At 70.8% G+C, this 20,744-nt stretch carries 23 protein-coding genes; 13 read left to right on the top strand and 10 right to left on the bottom strand.

What is annotated here, in order from left to right; all coding sequences use genetic code 11:
* Positions 1-286: 286 nt before the first annotated feature.
* Positions 287-1,039, bottom strand: a complete 753-nt coding sequence (locus tag AB0912_RS06480; protein ID WP_366696812.1) for a DUF2625 family protein — start codon at positions 1,037-1,039, stop codon at positions 287-289.
* Between the two features lie 65 nt (positions 1,040-1,104).
* Positions 1,105-1,497 carry a cell wall protein gene (locus AB0912_RS06475; RefSeq protein WP_366696811.1) on the bottom strand — a complete coding sequence of 131 codons (393 nt, stop codon included), beginning with the start codon at positions 1,495-1,497 and terminating at the stop codon, positions 1,105-1,107.
* A gap of 110 nt (positions 1,498-1,607) precedes the next feature.
* Between AB0912_RS06475 and AB0912_RS06470 the strand changes: the two genes are divergently transcribed.
* The 5 genes from AB0912_RS06470 to AB0912_RS06450 all read left to right on the top strand — a co-directional run bounded on the left by AB0912_RS06470 (position 1,608) and on the right by AB0912_RS06450 (position 6,733).
* Positions 1,608-1,952, top strand: a complete 345-nt coding sequence (locus AB0912_RS06470; RefSeq protein ID WP_366696810.1) for a hypothetical protein — start codon at positions 1,608-1,610, stop codon at positions 1,950-1,952.
* A 209-nt stretch (positions 1,953-2,161) separates the two neighbouring features.
* Positions 2,162-3,445, top strand: coding sequence for an Ig-like domain-containing protein (locus AB0912_RS06465; protein ID WP_366696809.1), 1,284 nt, complete (start codon positions 2,162-2,164; stop codon positions 3,443-3,445).
* A 236-nt stretch (positions 3,446-3,681) separates the two neighbouring features.
* Positions 3,682-5,154, top strand: coding sequence for an ABC transporter permease (locus tag AB0912_RS06460; protein WP_366696808.1), 1,473 nt, complete (start codon positions 3,682-3,684; stop codon positions 5,152-5,154).
* 41 nt (positions 5,155-5,195) lie between these two features.
* A complete protein-coding gene (locus tag AB0912_RS06455; protein WP_366696807.1) occupies positions 5,196-5,879 on the top strand; it encodes an ABC transporter ATP-binding protein in 684 nt (227 codons plus the stop codon).
* Between the two features lie 80 nt (positions 5,880-5,959).
* Positions 5,960-6,733 carry an antibiotic biosynthesis monooxygenase gene (locus AB0912_RS06450; protein WP_366696806.1) on the top strand — a complete coding sequence of 258 codons (774 nt, stop codon included), beginning with the start codon at positions 5,960-5,962 and terminating at the stop codon, positions 6,731-6,733.
* 138 nt (positions 6,734-6,871) lie between these two features.
* Here the strand turns inward: AB0912_RS06450 and AB0912_RS06445 are convergent, their stop codons facing one another.
* Positions 6,872-7,786, bottom strand: a complete 915-nt coding sequence (locus AB0912_RS06445; protein ID WP_366696805.1) for a helix-turn-helix transcriptional regulator — start codon at positions 7,784-7,786, stop codon at positions 6,872-6,874.
* A gap of 181 nt (positions 7,787-7,967) precedes the next feature.
* Between AB0912_RS06445 and AB0912_RS06440 the strand changes: the two genes are divergently transcribed.
* On the top strand, positions 7,968-9,008 hold the full coding sequence (locus AB0912_RS06440) for an NAD(P)-dependent alcohol dehydrogenase (RefSeq protein ID WP_366696804.1): 1,041 nt from the start codon (positions 7,968-7,970) through the stop codon (positions 9,006-9,008).
* 172 nt (positions 9,009-9,180) lie between these two features.
* Here the strand turns inward: AB0912_RS06440 and AB0912_RS06435 are convergent, their stop codons facing one another.
* The gene (locus AB0912_RS06435; protein WP_366696803.1) at positions 9,181-10,104 is read right to left on the bottom strand and encodes a DUF5829 family protein; all 924 of its coding nucleotides are present in this window, start codon (positions 10,102-10,104) and stop codon (positions 9,181-9,183) included.
* Here AB0912_RS06435 and AB0912_RS06430 point away from each other — a divergent pair.
* Positions 10,097-10,507, top strand: coding sequence for a Scr1 family TA system antitoxin-like transcriptional regulator (locus tag AB0912_RS06430; protein ID WP_366696802.1), 411 nt, complete (start codon positions 10,097-10,099; stop codon positions 10,505-10,507). The two genes, AB0912_RS06435 and AB0912_RS06430, sit on opposite strands and share 8 nt — an antisense overlap.
* Positions 10,508-10,531: 24 nt before the next feature.
* Here the strand turns inward: AB0912_RS06430 and AB0912_RS06425 are convergent, their stop codons facing one another.
* Complete coding sequence (locus AB0912_RS06425) at positions 10,532-11,650, bottom strand: hypothetical protein (RefSeq protein WP_366696801.1); 1,119 nt, start codon at positions 11,648-11,650, stop codon at positions 10,532-10,534.
* A 130-nt stretch (positions 11,651-11,780) separates the two neighbouring features.
* Between AB0912_RS06425 and AB0912_RS06420 the strand changes: the two genes are divergently transcribed.
* Positions 11,781-12,935, top strand: coding sequence for a cystathionine gamma-synthase (locus AB0912_RS06420; RefSeq protein ID WP_366696800.1), 1,155 nt, complete (start codon positions 11,781-11,783; stop codon positions 12,933-12,935).
* 165 nt (positions 12,936-13,100) lie between these two features.
* On the opposite strand, the gene AB0912_RS06415 is transcribed toward AB0912_RS06420, so the two are convergent.
* From AB0912_RS06415 to AB0912_RS06405, 3 genes are all read right to left on the bottom strand, one after another.
* Complete coding sequence (locus AB0912_RS06415; RefSeq protein ID WP_366696799.1) at positions 13,101-13,349, bottom strand: hypothetical protein; 249 nt, start codon at positions 13,347-13,349, stop codon at positions 13,101-13,103.
* Complete coding sequence (locus AB0912_RS06410) at positions 13,346-13,849, bottom strand: sigma factor-like helix-turn-helix DNA-binding protein (protein WP_366696798.1); 504 nt, start codon at positions 13,847-13,849, stop codon at positions 13,346-13,348. Before AB0912_RS06410 ends, AB0912_RS06415 begins: the two co-directional genes overlap by 4 nt.
* Positions 13,850-14,228: 379 nt before the next feature.
* Positions 14,229-14,753 (bottom strand): MarR family transcriptional regulator, encoded by a 525-nt coding sequence (locus tag AB0912_RS06405; RefSeq protein WP_366696797.1) that lies wholly within the window; start codon positions 14,751-14,753, stop codon positions 14,229-14,231.
* 146 nt (positions 14,754-14,899) lie between these two features.
* Between AB0912_RS06405 and ilvA the strand changes: the two genes are divergently transcribed.
* The 3 genes from ilvA to AB0912_RS06390 all read left to right on the top strand — a co-directional run bounded on the left by ilvA (position 14,900) and on the right by AB0912_RS06390 (position 18,236).
* A complete protein-coding gene (gene ilvA, locus AB0912_RS06400) occupies positions 14,900-16,129 on the top strand; it encodes a threonine ammonia-lyase (protein ID WP_366696796.1) in 1,230 nt (409 codons plus the stop codon).
* 242 nt (positions 16,130-16,371) lie between these two features.
* Positions 16,372-17,382: an ATP-binding cassette domain-containing protein gene (locus AB0912_RS06395; protein ID WP_366696795.1), complete on the top strand. Its 1,011-nt coding sequence runs from the start codon at positions 16,372-16,374 to the stop codon at positions 17,380-17,382.
* Positions 17,379-18,236 (top strand): ABC transporter permease, encoded by an 858-nt coding sequence (locus AB0912_RS06390; RefSeq protein WP_366696794.1) that lies wholly within the window; start codon positions 17,379-17,381, stop codon positions 18,234-18,236. Before AB0912_RS06395 ends, AB0912_RS06390 begins: the two co-directional genes overlap by 4 nt.
* A gap of 103 nt (positions 18,237-18,339) precedes the next feature.
* On the opposite strand, the gene greA is transcribed toward AB0912_RS06390, so the two are convergent.
* The gene (gene greA / locus AB0912_RS06385; RefSeq protein ID WP_366696793.1) at positions 18,340-18,837 is read right to left on the bottom strand and encodes a transcription elongation factor GreA; all 498 of its coding nucleotides are present in this window, start codon (positions 18,835-18,837) and stop codon (positions 18,340-18,342) included.
* A 188-nt stretch (positions 18,838-19,025) separates the two neighbouring features.
* A complete protein-coding gene (locus AB0912_RS06380; protein ID WP_366696792.1) occupies positions 19,026-19,427 on the bottom strand; it encodes a DUF4307 domain-containing protein in 402 nt (133 codons plus the stop codon).
* Between the two features lie 151 nt (positions 19,428-19,578).
* On the opposite strand from AB0912_RS06380, the gene mca reads away from it, so the two are divergent.
* The gene (mca, locus tag AB0912_RS06375) at positions 19,579-20,460 is read left to right on the top strand and encodes a mycothiol conjugate amidase Mca (RefSeq protein WP_366696791.1); all 882 of its coding nucleotides are present in this window, start codon (positions 19,579-19,581) and stop codon (positions 20,458-20,460) included.
* Positions 20,453-20,728, top strand: coding sequence for a hypothetical protein (locus AB0912_RS06370; RefSeq protein WP_366696790.1), 276 nt, complete (start codon positions 20,453-20,455; stop codon positions 20,726-20,728). The genes mca and AB0912_RS06370 overlap by 8 nt, the downstream gene beginning before the upstream one ends.
* The last annotated feature ends 16 nt before the right edge of the window (positions 20,729-20,744 follow it).

Raw genomic sequence — 20,744 nt, 5'->3', positions numbered from 1 at the left:
CACACCCACCGCCCCCCCCCCCCACCACCCCCCCCCCCCCCACACTTTTCCCGAACCGGCGCCCACCCCGCTCGGGGGTGGGGGGCCGCCGCGGTGAGCCCGGGCGCCCCGCACCCCACAGGGGGTGCGGGGCCGCCGCCGTGTCCGGACTGGACGATGAGCCGGGGATGCCGCTTCCCGGTCCCGACGAGGAGCCGGGGACCGCCGCTTCCCGGGTTCCGAAGGCGCGCCGGGGTCTCCGCTTCTCCGCCCTGGGCTCGGGGCAGGCCGGTCCTCGCCCGGGCGGTCAGAAGTCGCCCAGGAAGCCCGGGTCCACCTTGTCCAGTTCGAGGGCCACATTCCTGTGCAGGGAGAGGATCTCGGCCAGGGGCGCCGGGCGGCGGCTCGTGGACATGAGGTCGCGGCGGGCCTCCGCGGACCAGAGGTACGGGACGACGGACAGCCCCTGGTCGCCGCTCAGGGCGCCGGACTCCGCGCGCCAGCCGGGCCACCGCAGGGTGTCGTAGAAACGGTCGGTGCCCTCGCCGAGGAGCCATTCGAGCCATGCCCCGTGGCCGACTTCGAGCGCCTCCCACTTCAGCGAGTCCGGCGCGAAGTACACGATCTCGCCGGGGTGTCCGGGCCGCCCCACCGACTCCGGGTCATGGCCGTTGAGGACGAACACCCCGCCCAGGACGTCATGGCCCACGACGAGCCCGCCGTCCCGTGGGCGCCAGGCCGGGTCGTAGCGCTCGGGGAAGTCGTTGACCTCGGCGAGCGAGGGCAGGTCCGTCGGGCCGCCCGGCAGCCCGGCGGCGGGGTCCTCGGCCGGACTGCCGTAGATCCGCAGCCAGCCGCTGTCCAGCACCACCCCGCCGCAGTTGAGCACCATCCCGCCCAGCCAGGACCGGGCGGTGACCTGGAGCTGGAGCAGGCTCGCGCGGCCCAGCGCCGGGTCCACCGGCAGGACCTCCATCGACACACCGCTGGTGTCCAGTGCCTTGGCCAGCAGCGGCCAGGCCGGCTCCGCTACGTCGGTCAGCTCGCTCAGCTCTCGCATGGCTTCCCCGTGGGTTGTCCGGAACGGAACGCGGTCGGCTCGGTCCAGCGGGCCGCCGTGGTGGGTCAGAGGGCCATCGTGCGCTCGCGGCGCACCGAGTACGCCACGAATCCGGCACCGAGGCCGAGGAAGACCGTGCCGCCGACGACGTAGGGCGTCGTGTCCACGCTGCCGGTGTCGGCGAGTTGGGGCCCGGCACCGTCGGACGCGGTGTCCTGGCCGGTGCCCGAGGAGGTGTCCGACGACGTGTCCGGCGCCTCGTCCGAGGCCGTGCCGGACGTGTGGTCCGAGTCCGTGGCGGACCCGGTCGTCGTGGCGCCGGCCGGTGCCGAAGCGGGCGCCGAGCCGTGCGAGACGAGGGCGTCCGGGGTCGCGTTGGCGGACGGGACGAACCAGAGGGCACCCAGGAGGGTCCCCGCTGCGGTGGCGGTCAGCAACGATCGACGTGCGGCGGACACGAAATATCGATCCCCTTGTGGCGCTGGCGAATTGGCCGTGTGGGGCGATGCTAATGAAAGGCGCGGGTCGTGGGAAAGTCGCGTAACCCACGGGCCGTACGCTCCGTCCCATGAGTACCCCTGAGACATCACAGTTTGTCCGGCTTCGTGTCGAACTGGTGCTGGAGATCGGTGACGCCCATGCGGTCACCAAGGCCGCGCTCGCCCGTATCGCCGAGGACGCGGCCATGCCGGCCGAGGAGCGGGCGCACGCCGAGGACGCCGTGACGGAAGACACTGCGGAGGCACTCGCGTATCTCGTCGATCCGTTCGACCTGGTCAGCGAGGTGCCGGGGACCGAACTCGCCCAGGCGTCCTGGAGCAGCGAGCCCATCGACTACGACCCCGATTCGCCTGATTGGGACCTTGACGAGGATGATGCGGACGAGGACGACGAGGAAGACGTGCGCGGCTGACGCGGTCCGGGCGATTACCAGGCCCCGGGCGGCAACCGCCGCCCGGGGTTTTCTCGTCTCCGCAGACGCACGGGCCCCCCGCGTACCGCTCCGTCCGCGTCCCAGGACGTGGCGTGCCCCACACCTCAGCGGGAAGTGGAACGGGACGAACCGGTCGTAGTGTTGACAGTTCTTACGGGGCTCTCGTGTCTTTTCGAGATTCGGCAACGATGGAGAAGCGTGTGATGACGGACAGTAAGCGGCGCAAGCGTCTGATGACCGCGTCCGCACTGCTCGGCGGGGTGCTGGTGCTCTCTGCGTGCAGCGGAGGCGGCAACGGTGGCGGTACGGCCAGCGCATCGGACGGTGCCGACGGCGGTGCCTCCTCGCAGGCCAAGGTCGACGAGGCCGCGGCCAAGAAGACCTCCGAGGCCCAGATCAAGATCACGCCCAAGGACGGCTCCGACAACGCCTCGATCAACAACGGCACGGCCGTCACGGTCAGCAAGGGTTCGCTCACGTCCGTCACCATGCAGACCGCCACCGGCACCCCCGTCGCCGGCCAGATATCCGCGGACAAGAAGAGCTGGAAGCCCACCGGGCAGCTGAGCCGCGCGACCACGTACAAGATCGCCGCGGAAGCCGCCGACTCCGCGGGCCGCGTCGCCCACGAGAACGCCTCGTTCAGCACCGTCTCCCCGGCGAACAGCTTCATCGGCAACTTCACGCCGGAGGACGGGTCCACCGTCGGCGTCGGCATGCCGGTCTCGATCAACTTCGACAAGGCGATCACCAACAAGGCCGCCGTGCAGAAGGGGATCTCGGTCTCCTCCAGCAGCGGCCAGGAGGTCGTCGGTCACTGGTTCAACGCCAACCGCCTGGACTTCCGCCCCGAGGACTACTGGAAGGGCGGCTCCACCGTCACCCTGAAGCTGGACCTCGACGGCGTCGAGGGCGCCAACGGCGTGTACGGCGTGCAGCAGAAGACGGTCACGTTCAAGATCGGCCGCAACCAGGTCTCCGTCGTCGACGCCCAGTCGAAGACGATGAAGGTCACGCAGGACGGCAAGACGATCAAGACCATCCCGATCTCGGCCGGTTCCCCCGAGAACAAGACCTACCAGGGCCAGATGGTGATCTCCCAGAAGTTCAAGGAGACCCGGATGGACGGCTCGACCGTCGGCTTCAAGGGCGACGACGGCAAGGGCGAGTACGACATCAAGGACGTGCCGCACGCGATGCGCCTGTCCACCTCCGGCACGTTCATCCACGGCAACTACTGGGGCGCCAAGTCCATCTTCGGCTCCGCCAACACCAGCCACGGCTGTGTCGGCATGTCGGACACCAAGGGCGCGAACGACCCCAACACGCCCGCCGCGTGGTTCTACAACAACTCGCTGATCGGTGACGTCGTGGTCGTCAAGAACACCGGCGACAAGACCATCGCCCCGGACAACGGCCTCAACGGCTGGAACCTGGACTGGGCGGCCTGGAAGGCCGGTTCGGCCATCTGATATCCGCAAGTACATATGCGCGTAGGCACGTATGCGCGCACGCACAGCGCACGCCGCCGCGGCGGCGACCCCCACGGGTCGCCGCCGCGTCGGCGTTCTTGCCTGAGCGGTTTCCGAGGCGGCCACACAGGCTTCCGGGGCCGCTCCCGGAGGTTTCCGAGGCCGGGTCCGGTCTTCTCATCGTTCTTTTATTTCGGCCTTATCCCGTCATCACGCGCCGTGCCTAGCTTGCGGCCATGTTCTTCACCTACCTGAGGCGCGAACTGCGCCGCCGCAGAAAGGCGGCCCTCGTCGTCGCCTCCGGGCTCGCCCTCGGCATCGCGCTGGTCATCGTGGTCGGCTCCGTCTCCTCGGGCATGGAGAAGGCCCAGGGCAAGGTCCTCCAGTCGCTCTACGGGCTGGGCACCGACATGACGGTCACCAAGGCGGCCGAACCCTCCTCCACCACCACCCAGCGCCCCCGCTTCAACTTCGACGCGAACGACAACGGCTCCGACAAGGAGCAGAGCAGCGACCGCGTCATGGTCCAGGGCTTCCAGACCCTCGCTGCCTCCACCGTCGCCAAGGTCGACGGCCAGCAGGGCGTGGCGGACGCGGTCGGCGGGCTGAGTCTCCAAGTCATCCGGGTCAACGGCCAGTTCACCCGCGGCCAGTTCCAGCAGGCCCCCGGCCAGAGCGGCGGCGGGCGCGGCGGGGCCCAGCCCTCCCCGCAGGGCACCGTCAAGGGCGGTGGCGCCGACTTCGACGTCAACAACTACTCGGTCTACGGCACCGACGTCACCAAGCCGGCCCTGGGCCCGCTGACCTCGTCGAAGATCACCAGCGGCCGTACGTTCAAGACCTCCGAGACCAACGCCAAGGTCGTCGTCGCGGACACCTCGTACGCCAAGGAGAAGAAGCTCAAGGTCGGCGGGACCGTCACCGTCAAGGGCGTCAAGTACGAGATCATCGGCATCGCGACCCCGGACAGCGGGGACGCGGCGGCCAACCTCTACATGCCGCTGAAGCAGGCGCAGACGCTCGGCGACGCCAAGAACAAGGTCACCACGATCTACGTCAAGGCCGCTGACTCGCAGCAGATCTCCGGCGTCAAGAGCACCATCCAGAAGAACATCCCGGGCACCACGGTCACCACCTCCGCCGACCTCGCGGACACCGTCTCCGGTTCCCTGTCCACCGCCTCCGACCTCGCCTCCAGCGTCGGCAAGTGGCTGTCGATCGCGGTGCTCGTGGCCGCCTTCCTGGTCGCCGGGCTGCTCACCTCCTCCGCGGTCTCCCGCCGCGTCCGCGAGTTCGGCACGCTCAAGGCGCTCGGCTGGAAGTCCGGCCGCGTCACCCGTCAGGTGGTCGGCGAGGCCGTCGTCAACGGCCTGGTCGGCGGCGTCCTCGGCATCGCCCTCGGCCTCGCGGGCGCCTACGCCGTCACCGAGATCAGCCCCAACCTCCAGGCGCAGCTCGGGAGTACGGGTGGCCGGAGCGGCTTCGGCGGTGCGGGCGGCGGATTCGGTGGCGGTGGGGGCGGCTTCGGCGGCCCGGCCCGGCAGAGCGCGTCCAAGGCCCTCGACGTCGCGCTCACCGCGCCCGTCAGCGTCAACACCATCGTCGTGGCGGTCGTGCTGGCCGTCGCCGGCGGTCTGATCGCGGGCGCCTTCGGCGGCTGGCGTGCCTCCCGGCTGCGCCCAGCGGACGCCCTGCGCCGCGTCGAATAGGCCTCGCCCCGAACGTACTTACGTATCCCAGGAGTTGCACCATGTACGAACTCAGAGGCGTCACCAAGCGCTACACGCGGGGCAGGGAGACGGTCGACGCGCTCGCCGGAATCGACCTCACGATCGGGGACGGCGACCGGCTCGTCATCCAGGGCCCCACCGGCGGCGGCAAGTCCACGCTGCTCCAGATGCTCGGCGGACTCGACCGGCCCACCGCCGGCAGCATCGAACTCGACGGCACGGACCTGGCGAAACTGTCCGAGGCCAAACTGACCCGGGTGCGCGGCGAGAACATCGGGTTCGTCTTCCAGAGCTTCAACCTGATCCCCACGCTCACCGCCCAGGAGAACGTCGAGACCGCGCTCGTCCCGCTCGGCGTGAAACCGGCCGCGCGGCGTGAACGGGCCGCCGCGGCACTGGAGTCGGTGGGACTCGCCGAGCGGCTGCGCCATCTGCCCGCCGAACTCTCCGGCGGCCAGCAGCAGCGCGTCGCCATCGCCCGCGCCCTCGTCAAGCAGCCCAAGGTGCTGCTCGCCGACGAACCCACCGGCAACCTCGACGAGTCCATGCGCGACGAGATCATGGACGTACTCGAAGCCATGTGGAAGGAGCACGGGCTGACCTTCATCATGGTCACCCACGACTCCTCGATCGCGAAGAAGGCCCCGCGCCTCGCCACGATCCGCAAGGGGCGGATCACCGTCAAGGAGAACGCGAAGGCGTAGCGCGGCACTTGATGGTGTGCCCGCAGCGAACGGCCGCCGGAAACCGTACTTCCGGCGGCCGTTCGTGTTTCTGTGGGGCCATGACCGCATCGACCGTCGAATACATCCGCTACCGCATCCCCGAGGACCAGTCGGGCCCGTTCCTGGCCGCCTACCGTCACGCCGCCGGCCGGCTCGCCGCCGCCCCCGAGTGCCTGGACTACGAACTCGCCCGCAGCGAGGGCGACTTCGAGAACTTCATCCTGCGGATCACCTGGACGTCGACCGAGGCCCACGTGGAAGGCTTCCGCCGGTCCGACCTCGGCCGGGACTTCCTGGCCGAGATCCACCCGTACTCCGGCCACATCGAGGAGACGCGCCACTACAAGCCGACCGCCGTACGCGGCCGGGGCTCCGCCGTCCCCACGCTGTACACCTGGGCGGGCGGCACCGAGGCCTTCAACCGCCTCACCGACGTGTTCTACGGCAAGGTGCTCAAGGACGACCTCCTCGCGCCCCTCTTCGGGGGGCTCGCGCCCGAGCACGCCGCCCATGTCGCCGCCTGGCTCGGCGAGGTCTTCGGCGGGCCGACCGACTACTCCGACACCCAGGGCGGCCACGGCCACATGGTCGCGGCGCACATGGGCAGGAACATCAGCGAGGTCCAGCGGCGCCGCTGGGTCAACCTGATCCAGGACGCGGCCGACGAGGCCGGGCTGCCCACCGACGCGGAGTTCCGCTCCGCCTTCCTCGCCTACATCGAGTGGGGCACCCGGCTGGCCGTCCACTTCTCCGCCCCGGACGCGAGCGCGCCCGCCGAACAGCCCGTACCGGCGTGGACGTGGGGTGCGGCGCCCCCGCCGTATCAGCCGTGAGGCAGACGCCGGACGCGCCCGCCTGTGGGGATGGGGAGGCGCCCGCGCAGGCGATGGACGCGCCGGTCTACGGGTCGCGGAGGCGCCCCGCGCAGGCGACGGGCATGCCGGTCCACGGGGATGGACGGGCGTCCCGGCCTACGGGGTCGTGGAGGCGCCCGCGCGGGTGGCGTCCGTGCCCCAGGCGGCCAGCAGCCGCAGCGCCTCCGCCGACGCGGACTCCGGCTCCGCGTGATACGTGACGAGCGCCAGCTCCGCGTCGTCCACCAGCCGGAACGACTCGTACCGCAGGGCGAGATCGCCGACCAGCGGATGCCGCAGCAGCTTCACCCCGTGGCTCTTCTCCTTCACGTCGTGCGTCGCCCACAGCCGGCGGAAGTCCTCGCTCTTCACCGACAGCTCGCCGACCAGCGCCGACAGCCGAGGGTCGTCGGGATGGCACCCCGCGTCCATCCGCAGATGACAGACGACGTCGATCGCCTTCTGCTCCCACTCCACGTACAGCTCGCGGTACTCGGGCCGCAGGAACACCATCCGCGCCCAGTTCCGGTCCTGCGCCGGCAGCTCTGACCAGTCGCCGAAGACGGCCGCCGCCATCCGGTTCCAGCCGAGCAGGTCCGAGCGCCGGCCGGTGATGTACGCCGGGACGCCGTCCATCGTGTCCAGGAGCTGGCGCAGCGAGGCCCGCACCTGCTGCGGACGCGCGGTCTGCTTCTTCTTGTGCTGCTTGGGCTTCGCGAGGTGCGTGAGGTGGTTGTGCTCGGCGTCCGTCAGGCGCAGCGCCCGCGCGATCGAGTCCAGCACCTCCGCCGACACGTTCCGCCCGTTGCCCTGCTCCAGGCGCGTGTAGTACGCCACGGACACCCCGGCGAGCTGCGCCAGCTCCTCGCGGCGCAGTCCGGGCACCCGGCGGTGCCGCCCGAAGTCCGGCATCCCGACGTCCTGGGGCTTGAGCCGGGCCCGGCGGGTGCGCAGGAACTCGCTGAGTTCGGCACGCCGGTCCAGCGGCAGGCCCGCCTCACCGGCGGACCCCACAGAGGGCTGTTCGTCCATACGTCCAGTATTCCCGGTCGTACGACGAAGAGCCTGACCCCGCCAGTGGTAGGACCAGCGAACGTACGCAGAGCTGTGACCTGGGTGAATTCTTCGATCGGGGGCAGGCTTGAAGCCGTGCCCGATGCAAGAGACCAGACGGCCGGGCACCGTACAGACCACTCCCGAGGAGAGCTCCGGCATGACCACAGTCGCTGCGTACGCCGCTCCCGCCGCCAAGGCTCCGCTGGAGCGCACCACCATCGAGCGTCGCGAGGTGGGCGAGCACGACGTCCTGATCGACATCAAGTTCGCCGGCATCTGCCACTCCGACATCCACCAGGCCCGTGAAGGCTGGGGCGAGGCCATCTTCCCGATGGTCCCCGGCCACGAGATCGCCGGCATCGTCTCCGAGGTCGGCTCCGGCGTGACCAAGTTCAAGGCCGGCGACCGGGTGGGCGTCGGCTGCATGGTCGACTCCTGCCGCGAGTGCGAGAACTGCCGGGCGGGCCTGGAGCAGTACTGCCTCAACGGCAACGTCGGCACGTACAACTCCGTCGGCAAGGACGGCGAGCCCACCTACGGCGGCTACTCGCAGAAGATCGTCGTCGACGAGGCGTACACCCTGCGCATCCCCGAGGGCATCTCCCTCGACGTGGCCGCCCCGCTGCTCTGCGCCGGCATCACCACGTACTCCCCGCTCAAGCACTGGAACGCCGGCCCCGGCAAGAAGGTCGCCGTGCTCGGCATGGGCGGTCTCGGCCACATGGGCGTCAAGATCGCGCACGCGCTCGGCGCCGAGGTCACCGTCCTCTCCCAGTCGCTGCGCAAGAAGGACGACGGCCTGAAGCTGGGCGCCGACCACTACTACGCCACCAGCGACCCGAAGACCTTCGAGGACCTGCGCGGCACCTTCGACGTGATCCTCTCCACGGTCTCCGCGCCGCTGGACCTGGACGCGTACCTGTCCCTGCTGCGCACCGACGGCGCCTTCGTGAACGTGGGCGCGCCCGAGGAGCCGGTCCGGCTCAACCTGTTCTCGGTGATCGGCGGCCGCAAGACCCTCGCGGGCTCCGGCATCGGCGGCATCCAGGAGACCCAGGAGATGCTGGACTTCTGCGCCGCGCACAACCTCGGCGCTGAGATCGAGCTGATCGCCGCGTCCGAGATCAACGAGGCCTACGAGCGGGTCCTCGCGAGCGATGTCCGCTACCGCTTCGTGATCGACACGGCGACCATCTAGGTTCCGGTAGGTTCCGGTTCCGCGGGGTTCCCGACCCCTTGAGCGAGGGCGCCGCTCCGGTCGTACGACTGGAACGGCGCCCTCGCGCCGCGTACGCGGGGCGGCGCTCGCACCGCGTACGCGGGGGGCGGTATCGCCCCGGAGGCGGGCGGCGCCCTGGCGTCCGCCGCCGCTACTCGGTGCCGCCGTTCGCGGCGAAGGTCCACACGGCGTGGCTGCCGGGCCCGATGACGAGCGTGGAGTGGCCGATCCGCTCCACATGGCGGTGCTTCACGGCCCGGTTGAGGGAGAGTTCGACCTGCCGCAGGCCGGCCTGGGCGCGGGGGACGGCGTCGAACCGGAGGGTGGTGCCGGCGCGCTCCGCGACGACGTCGCCGTTCGGCGCGGACCGGACGGCGAACCCGCCCGCCTTCAGCAGCGGCACGGTGTCCGCGAGATCGCCCGGGGTGACGGCGAGGCGCACGGCGGTCACGTCACGCATCAGGTGACCGCGGTAGTCGTCGGAGAGGTAGCGCTCGCGGCCCACGTCACCGGGGAAGCTCGGCGGTTCGGTGTTGCCGCGCGGGTCGGCGAAGTACTCCGGCCGGTACTCCATCGCCCAGGCGCCGAAGGCGTCGTACTCGGTCGCGGTGAGGACGGCGTCGAACCAGGGCACGGGCACGCCGTCACCGAAGTCCCGCGTCTGGAGGAACGAGACGGGGTCGGCGACGCCCTGGTCCTTCAGCCGCTCGGTGACGGTCGCGATGTCTCCGGCCCGCTCGGTCGAGAGCCCGAGGCCGGCGGAGCCGAGGGTGCCGTCCTGGCCGGCGACGTCCCCGACCCCGAAGAGTTCGAGATAGGTCTCGCGGCCCATGAGGTAGCGGCCGGTCCAGGTCTGTCCGTCGGCACCGGTGGTGGTACGGACCTGGAAGTTGGCGAAGTCCCGCAGATAGTCGGAGTGCTCGATGGCGTCGGCGGTCTCCCGGTCGAAGACCCCGTAGGTGTGGTTGAGGAACAGCAGCTGCCGATCATGGCCCGACGAAGCCCCCTCGGCCTGCGCGGTCCCCACCCCACCCCCGACCGCCCCGGCAAGAGCCAGCGCGAGCACGATGAACATCCGTAATGTCCGGCGAATCATCATGCGGAGGATGCTAGGCGCCCTCCAGGGACGCCAGGCCTCGTTTCGAACCAGCCCGAAACGAAGGGGACTTGCCTGTCGAGCGCACAGTCGGTTCCCCGGGCGACCGGGAGACCGGCCCCGGGCACCTGGCGCTGCTGACACGAAGCGGCGACACCGGTCGAGGCGCCGCCAGCCGGCCGGCGGACACCGGGACCGCCAGGAGATCGCCGTCCGGCAGGCCGCGAACACCAAGGTGATCCGCGACCTGGAGGTCTCTCGTGTCCCCGGCCTGTTCCAGACCCCGGAGTACGCACGGGTCGTCTTCGACACGAACCCCGCTCGGCCGGCAACACCACCCTGGCCGTCGGGCGACGAATCTGACCCCGCACGCACCCGCTGAGTGACCGACTCGCGGGACACCCGCTCAGTGCGACAGCGTCGCCGGGCTTCCGCCGTTCGCCTCGTAGCCCGCGACCGCCATCGCCCGGTATATCGCGTAGTCCGCGGCCGGGTCGTGCGTCAGGGTCCAGGGGAGGGCGCCGACGTGGCCGTCCACGTGGACCAGCTGGTTCATCGCCTCGGACCAGCGCTCGCCGCGGACGAGGAAGAAGATCAGCAGATGGCGCACGTGCGCGAGCATCGGGTCGTCGGGGCGGGCCGCGTGGACCGCGTACAGCGCGCCGTGGACGGCCTTCGTGACGACCTCGCTCTGGTAGAAGCCGCGGACCAGGTTCACCTCCGGGAGGTGCTCGAAGACCGCGAAGAGGGGCATCGCCGCGAGCAGCGAACCCCGTGGCGCCCGCGCCGCCGCGGCCTCCGCGAAGGAGTACGCCACCTCGCGCGAGCCGTGCCATTTCTCGCACCAGTAGTGCAGCGCCGCCAGATGCGCCCCCATGTGCGCGGGCGCCCGGTCCAGGATCTTCAGCCAGACCTTCTCGAACTCCGGCCGCGAGTACGCCAGTCCGCGCGCCACGGACAGCTCGATGATGTACGGGACCGGGTCACCGGGGGACAGCAGCGCCGCCTCGCCGCACGCCGCCCGTGCCTCCTCCATGATGATCCGGAAGTCGTCCGTGCCCGGCGTCGACGTACGCCACGCCTGCTGGACCAGGAACTCGGCGTGCACCGCCGCGCCGCCCGCGTCCTTGGGCGCCTCGGCGCGCCACACCCGCAGCCACTGCCCGCCCGGCGTCTCGCTGACCCCGCCGGGCCGCTGCTGGAGCTCCAGGGACGCCGCCCCCGCGAAGGCCTGCACCCGCTGCCAGCGCGTCTCGCCGTCGGTCTCCGTGCCGGCCAGGAGCTGGGAGGCCGCGCGGTAGTCCTGGCCGCGCTGCACGACGTCCAGCACGTCGAGCAGGTCCGCGTCCGGGCCCGGCATGCGGATGTCCAGCTCCTCCTGGCGCAGGAACCCGTAGTTCGCCGGGTCCGCCGCGTCCGGGTCGCCGGGGGCGACGAGCTGCACACCGGCGCGCCTGCGCCGCAGCACCGGCAGCAGGACCAGGCTGAACATGGCCAGCGCCATCAGGACCCAGAGAATCTCCATGTCACAAGCGAACCAGACGGGTCCGACAATTGGCCAACCTGGTTCCACGACGCAACCACCCCGGGCCCGTGCCGGCTGCCCCCGCCCGCCGTCCGTCATCACCCTCGCGGGAGCACTACCCTCGGGACCCATGAGCGACAGGCACATCAGTCAGCATTTCGAGACCCTCGCGATCCACGCGGGCAACACCGCCGATCCCCTGACCGGCGCGGTCGTCCCGCCGATCTACCAGGTCTCGACCTACAAGCAGGACGGCGTCGGCGGGCTGCGCGGCGGCTACGAGTACAGCCGCAGCGCCAACCCCACCAGGACCGCCCTGGAAGAGAACCTCGCCGCCCTGGAGGGCGGTCGCCGCGGACTCGCGTTCGCGTCCGGACTGGCGGCCGAGGACTGCCTGTTGCGTACGCTGCTGAGCCCCGGCGATCACGTGGTCATCCCGAACGACGCGTACGGCGGCACCTTCCGCCTCTTCGCGAAGGTCGTCTCCCGCTGGGGCGTGGAGTGGTCGGTCGCCGACACCAGTGACGTCGAGTCGGTGCGGGCCGCCATCACCCCGAAGACGAAGGCCATCTGGGTCGAGACGCCCTCGAACCCGCTGCTCGGCATCACGGACATCGCCGCGGTCGCGCAGGTCGCGCGGGACGCGGGCGCCCGCCTCGTGGTCGACAACACCTTCGCCACGCCCTACCTCCAGCAGCCGCTGGCACTCGGCGCCGACGTCGTCGTGCACTCCCTGACCAAGTACATGGGCGGCCACTCGGACGTCGTCGGCGGCGCCCTGATCACCGGGGACCACGAACTCGGCGAGGAGCTGGCGTACCACCAGAACGCCATGGGCGCGGTCGCCGGGCCCTTCGACTCCTGGCTGGTGCTGCGCGGCACCAAGACGCTCTCCGTGCGCATGGACCGGCACAGCGAGAACGCGGGCCGGGTCGCGGACATGCTCAGCCGGCACGCGCGCGTGACGCGCGTCCTGTACCCGGGCCTCCCGGACCACCCCGGTCACGAGGTCGCCGCGAAGCAGATGCGGGCGTTCGGCGGCATGGTGTCCTTCCAGGTCGCGGGCGGCGAGGAGGCGGCCGTCGCGGTCTGCGACCGCGCCAAGGTGTTCACCCTCGGCGAGTCGCTGGGCGGCGTGGAGTCGCTGATCGAGCACCCGGGCCGTATGACGCACGCGTCGGTGGCCGGTTCCGCCCTGGAGGTGCCCGCCGACCTCGTCCGTGTCTCGGTGGGCATCGAGAACATCGACGACCTGCTCCAGGACCTTCAGCAGGCTCTCGGCTAGTACTGCGGCCCGCCCCCGGAGACCGCCTCCCGGCGCGTACCGGCCCCCGGAGCCCCCTCCCGGGAGACCCGCCCCCGGAACCGGCCTCCTGGGAATCCGGCCCCCTGGGAATCCGGCCCCGGAACTCCGGCAAAGGGCGGGCCGTCACCAGTCCGACAGGGGCCGTCACCAGTCCGACAGGGGTGGAGTCGTCTGCGACGGCGGCTCCACCCACGGATGCACCGTCACCGCCCAGATCACGAACACCACGGCCGCCGCGCACAGCACCGCCCACAGCACGCGCCGGGCCGCCCGCCTGCGCCGCAGCATCCGCCCGCCACGCCGTACGGCCTCGCCGTACAGGTCGGGCGGCACCACGGGCGCCGTCCGCTCCAGCAGCCGCCGTACGGCCGCCTCCCGCTCCGGCAGGTTCACGACGGAGCCACCTCCATCCGGGCCGGCGCCGGCCCGCGCGGCGGATACAGCAGCGTCGCCATCGCCCGCGCGCAGATCGCCCGTACGCGCTCCACGGGCAGCCCGAGCAGAGCCGCCGTCTGCTCCTCGGCGACCCCCTCGTACAGCCGCAGGACGAGGATCAGCCGCTCATGGGGCGTGAGCCGGGCCAGGACGCTGTCCGGGGCCGGTGACGGGCGCAGCCGCCCCAGACCGCCGTACTGGTGCCAGGCGGCGCGCTGGAAGCGCACGGCGAGCTGCTGGCGGGTGCTGTCGTAGGGGTCCTCGCCGTGCAGCCGGTCCCAGCGGGCGTACGTGTGGGCGAGGGACAGGGTGAGCAGGCGCCGCGCGCGCGGGTTGGCGTCGACGGGTTCCGCCGTGAGGAGGGTGGCGGTCTGGAGCAGCCGGCCCGCCGCGCCCGCGACGAACGCCTCGAACTCCCGGGCCCGGCGGACACCGTGGGACACATGCCGTTCTCGCACCGTGCCTCCCGTCCGAGGGCGACCTGTGGAAGCGGGTCCGCCGCGCGTACGGCCCGCCGCACCGCGTACGACGGGGGACCCGGTCTCATATGAGGCCAGCCGCCGCCTTCCGGTCAAGAGCCCGGCGCACACGCGCAGGCGAACCGCGGGCCCACCCGCGAACCGGGCGTCCACGCGCGCGCACGTCGGGGTGGTCTGGTACCGCGGGGTCACGGCGCTCGGCGGGCGTCTGCGCGCGCGGACGTCGGGTGGTCTGGTACCGCGGGGTCACGGCGCTCGCCGGGCGTCTACGCGCGCGCGGACGTCGGGCGGGCACACGCGCGCGTGCGGGTCGCCGAAGACCCGAAGCGAGCGGGACGGCGCGGGGGACCGGCCTTGCTCAGGAGGCCGGCTCGGCGTCCGCCGCCGGTACGCCCTGGGCGGCCTGGCGGGCGGAGAGCGCGGTGTTGAAGCGGGTGAGCAGCGAGCAGAACGCCTCGCGCTCCTCCGGCTTCCACCCGGTGGTCAGCTCGGCCATCAACCGGCGCCGTGAGGTGCGTACTTCGTCGAGGCGGGCCTGCCCGCGCGGGGAGAGCTGGAGCACCACGGCCCGCCCGTCCTCGGGGTGCGAGGTGCGCTTGACGAGGCCGGTGTCGACGAGCGGGGCGACCTGCCGGGTGACCGTCGAGGAGTCGATGCCCATGCTCGCGGCGAGCGCCTTGACGCCCATCGGGCCTTCTTTGTCGAGGCGGTTGAGCAGGAGGTACGCGGCGCGGTCCATGGAGTTGCGCACCTGGCCCACTCCGCCGAGCCGGGTCTGTTCCGCACGGCGCGCGAAGACCGCGACCTCGTGCTGGAGGGTTTCGAGGAGACCGGTGTCACCGACGGTCGTCATGTCCATCGACATCTCTGGTGTTGTGGGCATGGCCGGGGGCTCAATTCATGCGTGGGGAGCTGGGTTGGGGGACAGGGTACGCGGCTGGGGCGCGGGCCGTACCGGGGCTGCGCAAACCCGGTCTCGGAGGGTGGTCACGACGGGAGTGCGCCCGCGTGAACTGCGAGACTGGGGTCATGAGCTACGGCACGGCTGACTCCCTTCCCAGTGTGACCCTGGACGACGTGCGCGGCGCGCAGAAGATGCTCACCGGGGTGGCCCGGACGACCGCGCTGGAGGGCAGCCGGTACCTGTCCCGGCTGGTGGGCGAGCCGGTGCACCTCAAGTGCGAGAACCTCCAGCGGACGGGTTCCTTCAAACTGCGCGGCGCCTACGTGCGGATCGCGGGCCTGCTGCCCGAGGAGCGTGCCGCGGGTGTCGTCGCGGCGAGCGCCGGCAACCACGCGCAGGGTGTCGCCCTCGCGTCCTCGCTGCTCGGGGTGCGCTCGACGGTCTTCATGCCGACCGGCGCCCCGCTGCCGAAGGTGGCGGCCACCCGGCACTACGGCGCCGAGGTGAGGCTGCACGGTCAGGTCGTCGACGAGACGCTGGCCGCCGCGCAGGAGTACGCGGAGCGGACGGGTGCCGTGTTCATCCACCCCTTCGACCACCCCGACATCATCGCGGGCCAGGGCACGGTGGGGCTGGAGATCCTGGACCAGTGCCCGGAGGTCCGCACGATCGTGGTCGGCATCGGCGGCGGCGGTCTCGCGGCCGGTGTCGCGGTCGCGGTGAAGGCGCTGCGCCCCGACGTACGGATCATCGGGGTGCAGGCGGAGGGGGCCGCGGCGTATCCGCCGTCGCTGGCGTCCGGGCGGCCGGTGTCGATCGAGCGCCCGGCGACGATGGCGGACGGGATCAAGGTGGGCCGCCCCGGTGACGTGCCGTTCCGGCTCGTCGAGGAGCTGGTGGACGAGGTCCGCACGGTCTCCGAGAACCATCTGTCCAGCGCGCTGCTGCTGTGCCTGGAGCGGGCCAAGCTGGTCGTGGAACCGGCCGGCGCGAGCCCGGTCGCGGCGCTGCTGGCCGATCCGGAGGCATTCGAGGGCCCGGTGGTGGCGCTGCTGTCGGGCGGGAACGTGGACCCGCTGCTGATGCAGCGCATCCTGCGGCACGGCATGGCGGCGGGTGGCCGCTACCTCGCGGTGACGCTGCGGCTGACCGACCGGCCCGGCGCGCTGGCCACGCTTTTGGGGGTGTTGTCAGTGGCGGATGCCAATGTTCTCGACGTGAGTCACGTACGGACCGACCCGCGGCTCGGGCTCACGGAGGTGGAGGTCGAGCTGCAGTTGGAGACGAAGGGCCCCGAGCACTGCGCCGAGGTCAACCGGGCGCTGCGCGAGGCGGGTTACACGGTCATCGACTGAGGTCGAAGGCCCTGTCACAGGCCCTGTCACAGGACCTGCCAAAGATCCTGTCACCGTCCGGTCGCCCTCCGTGAGAAAAACCATTGTGAGACGCGATACATCGCGTTATGGTGTGTGTGACGGCCCGGCTCGGCTCCGAGATCCGGGCGAAGCCGTACCGAAAAATATGCTCATGGGGTGAAAATCCCAGAATCTCCAGATCCGCCAAGACCGAGAAATCCCCAACGACGTGGAGAACTCTTATGCCAGGCGCCATCTACGCCGAAGGCCTGGTGAAGACCTTCGGTGACGTAAGGGCTCTGGACGGCGTCGACCTCGACGTCCCGGAAGGCACCGTCCTCGGCCTCCTCGGGCCCAACGGCGCGGGCAAGACGACCGCCGTCCGCTGCCTCACCACCCTGCTGCGCCCCGACAGCGGCAAGGCCGTGGTCGCGGGCATCGACGTGGTCAAGAACCCCGACGCGGTCCGCCGCAGCGTCGGCCTGTCCGGACAGTTCGCCGCGGTCGACGAGTATCTGACCGGCCGCGAGAACCTCCAGATGGTCGGCCAGCTCTACCAGATGAAGGCGAAGGCCGCGAAGGTCCGGGCGGCCGAGCTGCTGGAGCAGTTCCACCTCACGGACGCCGCCGACCGCACCACCAAGACGTACTCGGGCGGGATGCGCCGCCGGCTCGACCTGGCCGCCGCCCTGGTGGTCTCCCCGCCGGTCATGTTCATGGACGAGCCGACGACCGGCCTCGACCCGCGCAACCGCCAGCAGTTGTGGGAGGTCATCAAGCAGCTCGTCTCCGGCGGCACCACCCTGCTGCTGACCACGCAGTACCTGGAAGAGGCCGACCACCTGGCGCACGACATCTGCGTGGTCGACCACGGCCGTGTCATCGCCCGCGGCACCGCCGACGAACTCAAGGCGCGGACCGGCGGCGAGCGCGTCGAGGTCGTGGTGCACGAGCGCGACCACATCGCGACCGCCTCCGAGGTGCTGCGCGGCTTCGGCAAGGGCGAGACCACCGTCGAGCAGCACACCCGCAAGCTCACCGTGCCGGTCAGCGGCGGCGCGAAGCTCCTCGCCGAGGTCATCCGCGAACTGGACGCGCGCGGCATCGAGATCGACGACATCGGCCTGCGCCGCCCCACCCTCGACGACGTCTTCCTCTCCCTCACCGGCCACGCCGCCGAGGAGGAGGCCGCGGAGGACGCCGAGACCGACGCGACATCCCGCGCCCGGCAGAGCAAGGAGACCGCGAAATGAGCGCCGCCACCGACACCGTCCGGGTCGTGCCGCGCGGGAGCGCCGTCGGCCAGTCCGTCCGGGACTCCCTGGTCATGGCCAAGCGGAACCTGATCAGAATGTCCCGCATCCCCGAGGTGGTGATCTTCGGGCTGATCCAGCCGATCATGTTCGTGGTGCTGTTCACCTACGTGTTCGGCGGGTCCATGAAGATCGGCGGCAGCACCAGCTCCTCCGCCTACACCAACTTCCTGATGGCCGGCATCTTCGCCCAGACCGTCACGTTCGCCACCGCGGGCGCCGGCGCGGGCATCGCCGACGACATGCACAAGGGCCTGGTCGACCGCTTCAGATCACTGCCCATGGCGCGCGGCGCGGTGCTGACCGGCCGCACCCTGGCCGACCTCGTGCAGACCGCGCTGACCCTGCTCGTCCTCGCCGGCGTCGCCCTGCTGGTGGGCTGGCGCGTCGGCTCGTACGGCAGCACCAACGCGTTCCGGGTCGCCGGAGCCTTCGGACTGCTGCTCCTGCTGGGGTACGCGTTCACCTGGATCGGCGCGCTGATCGGGCTGTCGGTGCGGACTCCCGAGGCGGCCACCTCGGGCGGCCTGATCTGGCTCTTCCCGGTCACGTTCATCTCGAACGCGTTCGTGGACACCAGCAACATGACGCCCTGGCTGCGGCATGTCGCGGACTGGAACCCGTTCAGCGCCACCGTGCAGGCCTGCCGCGTGCTGTTCGCCAACCCGGGGCAGTCGACGTCCGGTGCCTGGCCCATGCAGCACTCGGTCTGGGCCTCGGTCATCTACTCGGTCCTCATCGTGCTGATCTTCCGGACCCTCGCCGTCCGCAAGTACCGCTCGGCGACGGCCTGACCCTCCAGGGCCGACCCCGTCAGGGAAGTGTCCGGACATGACGATGCCCCCGGTTCGGGGCCGGGGGCATCGCCGTAGTCGCTGGTCCTGAGCCGGCCGGGGCTCAGCCCTGGTAGGGCACGGCCTTGAGGATCTTCACCTTGGCGAGCTTGCCGTTCGGCAGCTCGTACTCGGCGTCCTCGCCGACCTTCTTGCCGGTCACACCGGAGCCGAGCGGGGACTGCGGGGAGAAGGTCTCGATGTCGGAGCTGGCGTACTCGCGGGAGGCGAGCAGAAAGTCCAGGGTGTCGTCCTCGTCGCCGTCGAAGGCGATGGTGACGACCATGCCCGGTGCGACCGCGCCGTCCGCCGCGGGGGCCTCGCCGACCTTGGCGTTCTCCAGGAGCTGGGTGAGCTGGCGCACACGGAGCTCCTGCTTGCCCTGCTCTTCCTTGGCCGCGTGGTACCCGCCGTTCTCGCGCAGGTCGCCCTCCTCGCGCGCGGCCGCGATCTTGGCGGCGATCTCCGTGCGCGCAGGACCAGACAGGTGATCCAGCTCGGCCTTGAGCTGGTTGTACGCCTCCTGGGTCAGCCAGGTGACGTTCTCGCTGGTCTGGGTCACAGGTGCTCCTCGTAGGTACTGGGATACAAAGCATCGCCCTACCCAGAAGAATGTGCTTTCACGGGTGGGCGAAACCACGAGCCTAACAATTCAGCGGCCCGGAGGGGAGGACATAAGACACCAGAATTACGTCGACGCAGGTCAGCGGCGGATACCGACAGTGATGCCGGGCCGCGTCCCGCCGCAGCTCAGTCACTGTGGCAGCCGAGCAGCTCCGCCGTGGAGCCGCGGGCCGTCGTGCGCAGCGTGACCACCTTGTCGAGCCGGGACGCGTCCTGGTCGAAGCGGAAGTCGGCGCGGCCCACCTCGACGCCGTCGGCGTCCTGCGAGCGCAGCGTGCAGTAGCCGCTCGAACCGGCGTCCTTGTGGACCTCGAGGTGCGCCTCGACCGCGGTGTCCGAGACGGCCTTGAAGGTGATCACCTGGGCGCTGATCTTGGTGCCGCCGATGTAGTCGTAGCCGAACCAGCCGATCAGCGCGATCAGGACGACGCCGAGGACCCCGCCGACGGCCTTCAGCTTGCGGTCCGCGCGCTCGTCCGCGGAGCGGCCGTAGCGGCCCTCGGGAAGCCGCGTGCTCGCCGTGGTCATGATCGTCCTCTCGGCCGGGCCCCCGAACGGGGACCCCGGAATTATTCGCCCCCCGATTCCGTCACTATAGAAGCCGCCCATCGCGCGGATTCACGCCGGGCGCCGACAGCCGACCTACTCAGGCGACAGCCGACTGACCGAGGATTGAGTCTTGACTGACCAGCTGCGACTGATGGCCGTGCACGCCCACCCCGACGACGAGTCGAGCAAGGGCGCGGCCACCATGGCGAAGTACGTGTCCGAGGGGGTGGACGTGCTGGTCGTGACCTGCACGGGCGGGGAGCGCGGCTCCATCCTCAACCCCAAGCTCCAGGGCGACAAGTACATCGAGGAGCACATCCACGAGGTACGCAAGAAGGAGATGGACGAGGCCCGCGAGATCCTCGGCGTCAAGCAGGAGTGGCTCGGCTTCGTCGACTCCGGCCTGCCCGAGGGCGACCCGCTGCCGCCGCTCCCCGAGGGCTGCTTCGCCCTGGAGGACGTCGACAAGGCGGCAGGCAGGCTGGTCCGGCAGATCCGCTCGTTCCGCCCGCAGGTCATCACCACGTACGACGAGAACGGCGGCTACCCGCACCCCGACCACATCATGACCCACAAGATCACGATGGTGGCGTTCGAGGGCGCGGCGGACACCGAGAAGTACCCCGAGGCCGAGTTCGGGCCGGCCTTCCAGCCGCAGAAGCTCTACTACAACCAGGGCTTCAACCGCCCGCGCACCGAGGCGCTGCACAACGCGCTCCTCGACCGGGGCATGGAGTCGCCCTACGGTGACTGGCTCAAGCGCTGGAACGAGTTCGAGCGCACCGAGCGCACGCTGACCACGCACGTTCCCTGCGCGGACTTCTTCGAGATCCGGGACAAGGCGCTCATCGCGCACGCCACCCAGATCGACCCCGACGGCGGCTGGTTCCGGGTCCCGATGGACCTCCAGCGCGAGGTCTGGCCGACGGAGGAGTACGAGCTGGCGAAGTCCCTCGTCGATACATCCCTCCCCGAGGACGACCTCTTTGCGGGCATCCGCGACAATGCCTGACATGAGCGCAAGCCTGGCACTGACGCACCTCGTCCCCCTCGCCAAGGAGGTCGACGAGAACAAGGTCACCCCCGGCGTCCTCGGCTTCATCGTGTTCGCGGTGATGGCCCTGGCCGTCTGGGGCCTGATGAAGTCCATGAACCGGCACATGGGCAAGGTCACCTTCAAGGAGGACGCGGAGAACGCGGACTCCGGCACCACCGACCGGACCGCCTCCGGCACCTCCGGCACCTCGGGCTCCGGGGGGCCCGCACCGGCGAAGAGCTGAGCCCGGGGCCGGGCGG

The sequence above is a fragment of the Streptomyces sp. NPDC007084 genome (assembly GCF_040703595.1).
Taxonomy (GTDB): Bacteria; Actinomycetota; Actinomycetes; order Streptomycetales; family Streptomycetaceae; genus Streptomyces.
Note: the sequence above shows the minus strand (reverse complement) of the source record. Positions and strands in the feature narration are given on the sequence as shown.

What these genes read in the sequence shown, in the direction of transcription:
- AB0912_RS06480 (WP_366696812.1), bottom strand. Translation starts at nt 1,039, where the DNA reads ATGCGAGAGCTGAGCGAGCTGACCGACGTAGCGGAGCCGGCCTGGCCG.
- AB0912_RS06470 (WP_366696810.1), top strand. Translation starts at nt 1,608, where the DNA reads ATGAGTACCCCTGAGACATCACAGTTTGTCCGGCTTCGTGTCGAACTG.
- AB0912_RS06465 (WP_366696809.1), top strand. Translation starts at nt 2,162, where the DNA reads ATGGAGAAGCGTGTGATGACGGACAGTAAGCGGCGCAAGCGTCTGATG.
- AB0912_RS06460 (WP_366696808.1), top strand. Translation starts at nt 3,682, where the DNA reads ATGTTCTTCACCTACCTGAGGCGCGAACTGCGCCGCCGCAGAAAGGCG.
- AB0912_RS06455 (WP_366696807.1), top strand. Translation starts at nt 5,196, where the DNA reads ATGTACGAACTCAGAGGCGTCACCAAGCGCTACACGCGGGGCAGGGAG.
- AB0912_RS06450 (WP_366696806.1), top strand. Translation starts at nt 5,960, where the DNA reads ATGACCGCATCGACCGTCGAATACATCCGCTACCGCATCCCCGAGGAC.
- AB0912_RS06445 (WP_366696805.1), bottom strand. Translation starts at nt 7,786, where the DNA reads ATGGACGAACAGCCCTCTGTGGGGTCCGCCGGTGAGGCGGGCCTGCCG.
- AB0912_RS06440 (WP_366696804.1), top strand. Translation starts at nt 7,968, where the DNA reads ATGACCACAGTCGCTGCGTACGCCGCTCCCGCCGCCAAGGCTCCGCTG.
- AB0912_RS06430 (WP_366696802.1), top strand. Translation starts at nt 10,097, where the DNA reads ATGAACATCCGTAATGTCCGGCGAATCATCATGCGGAGGATGCTAGGC.
- AB0912_RS06435 (WP_366696803.1), bottom strand. Translation starts at nt 10,104, where the DNA reads ATGTTCATCGTGCTCGCGCTGGCTCTTGCCGGGGCGGTCGGGGGTGGG.
- AB0912_RS06425 (WP_366696801.1), bottom strand. Translation starts at nt 11,650, where the DNA reads ATGGAGATTCTCTGGGTCCTGATGGCGCTGGCCATGTTCAGCCTGGTC.
- AB0912_RS06420 (WP_366696800.1), top strand. Translation starts at nt 11,781, where the DNA reads ATGAGCGACAGGCACATCAGTCAGCATTTCGAGACCCTCGCGATCCAC.
- AB0912_RS06405 (WP_366696797.1), bottom strand. Translation starts at nt 14,753, where the DNA reads ATGCCCACAACACCAGAGATGTCGATGGACATGACGACCGTCGGTGAC.
- ilvA (WP_366696796.1), top strand. Translation starts at nt 14,900, where the DNA reads ATGAGCTACGGCACGGCTGACTCCCTTCCCAGTGTGACCCTGGACGAC.
- AB0912_RS06395 (WP_366696795.1), top strand. Translation starts at nt 16,372, where the DNA reads ATGCCAGGCGCCATCTACGCCGAAGGCCTGGTGAAGACCTTCGGTGAC.
- AB0912_RS06390 (WP_366696794.1), top strand. Translation starts at nt 17,379, where the DNA reads ATGAGCGCCGCCACCGACACCGTCCGGGTCGTGCCGCGCGGGAGCGCC.
- AB0912_RS06380 (WP_366696792.1), bottom strand. Translation starts at nt 19,427, where the DNA reads ATGACCACGGCGAGCACGCGGCTTCCCGAGGGCCGCTACGGCCGCTCC.
- AB0912_RS06370 (WP_366696790.1), top strand. Translation starts at nt 20,453, where the DNA reads ATGCCTGACATGAGCGCAAGCCTGGCACTGACGCACCTCGTCCCCCTC.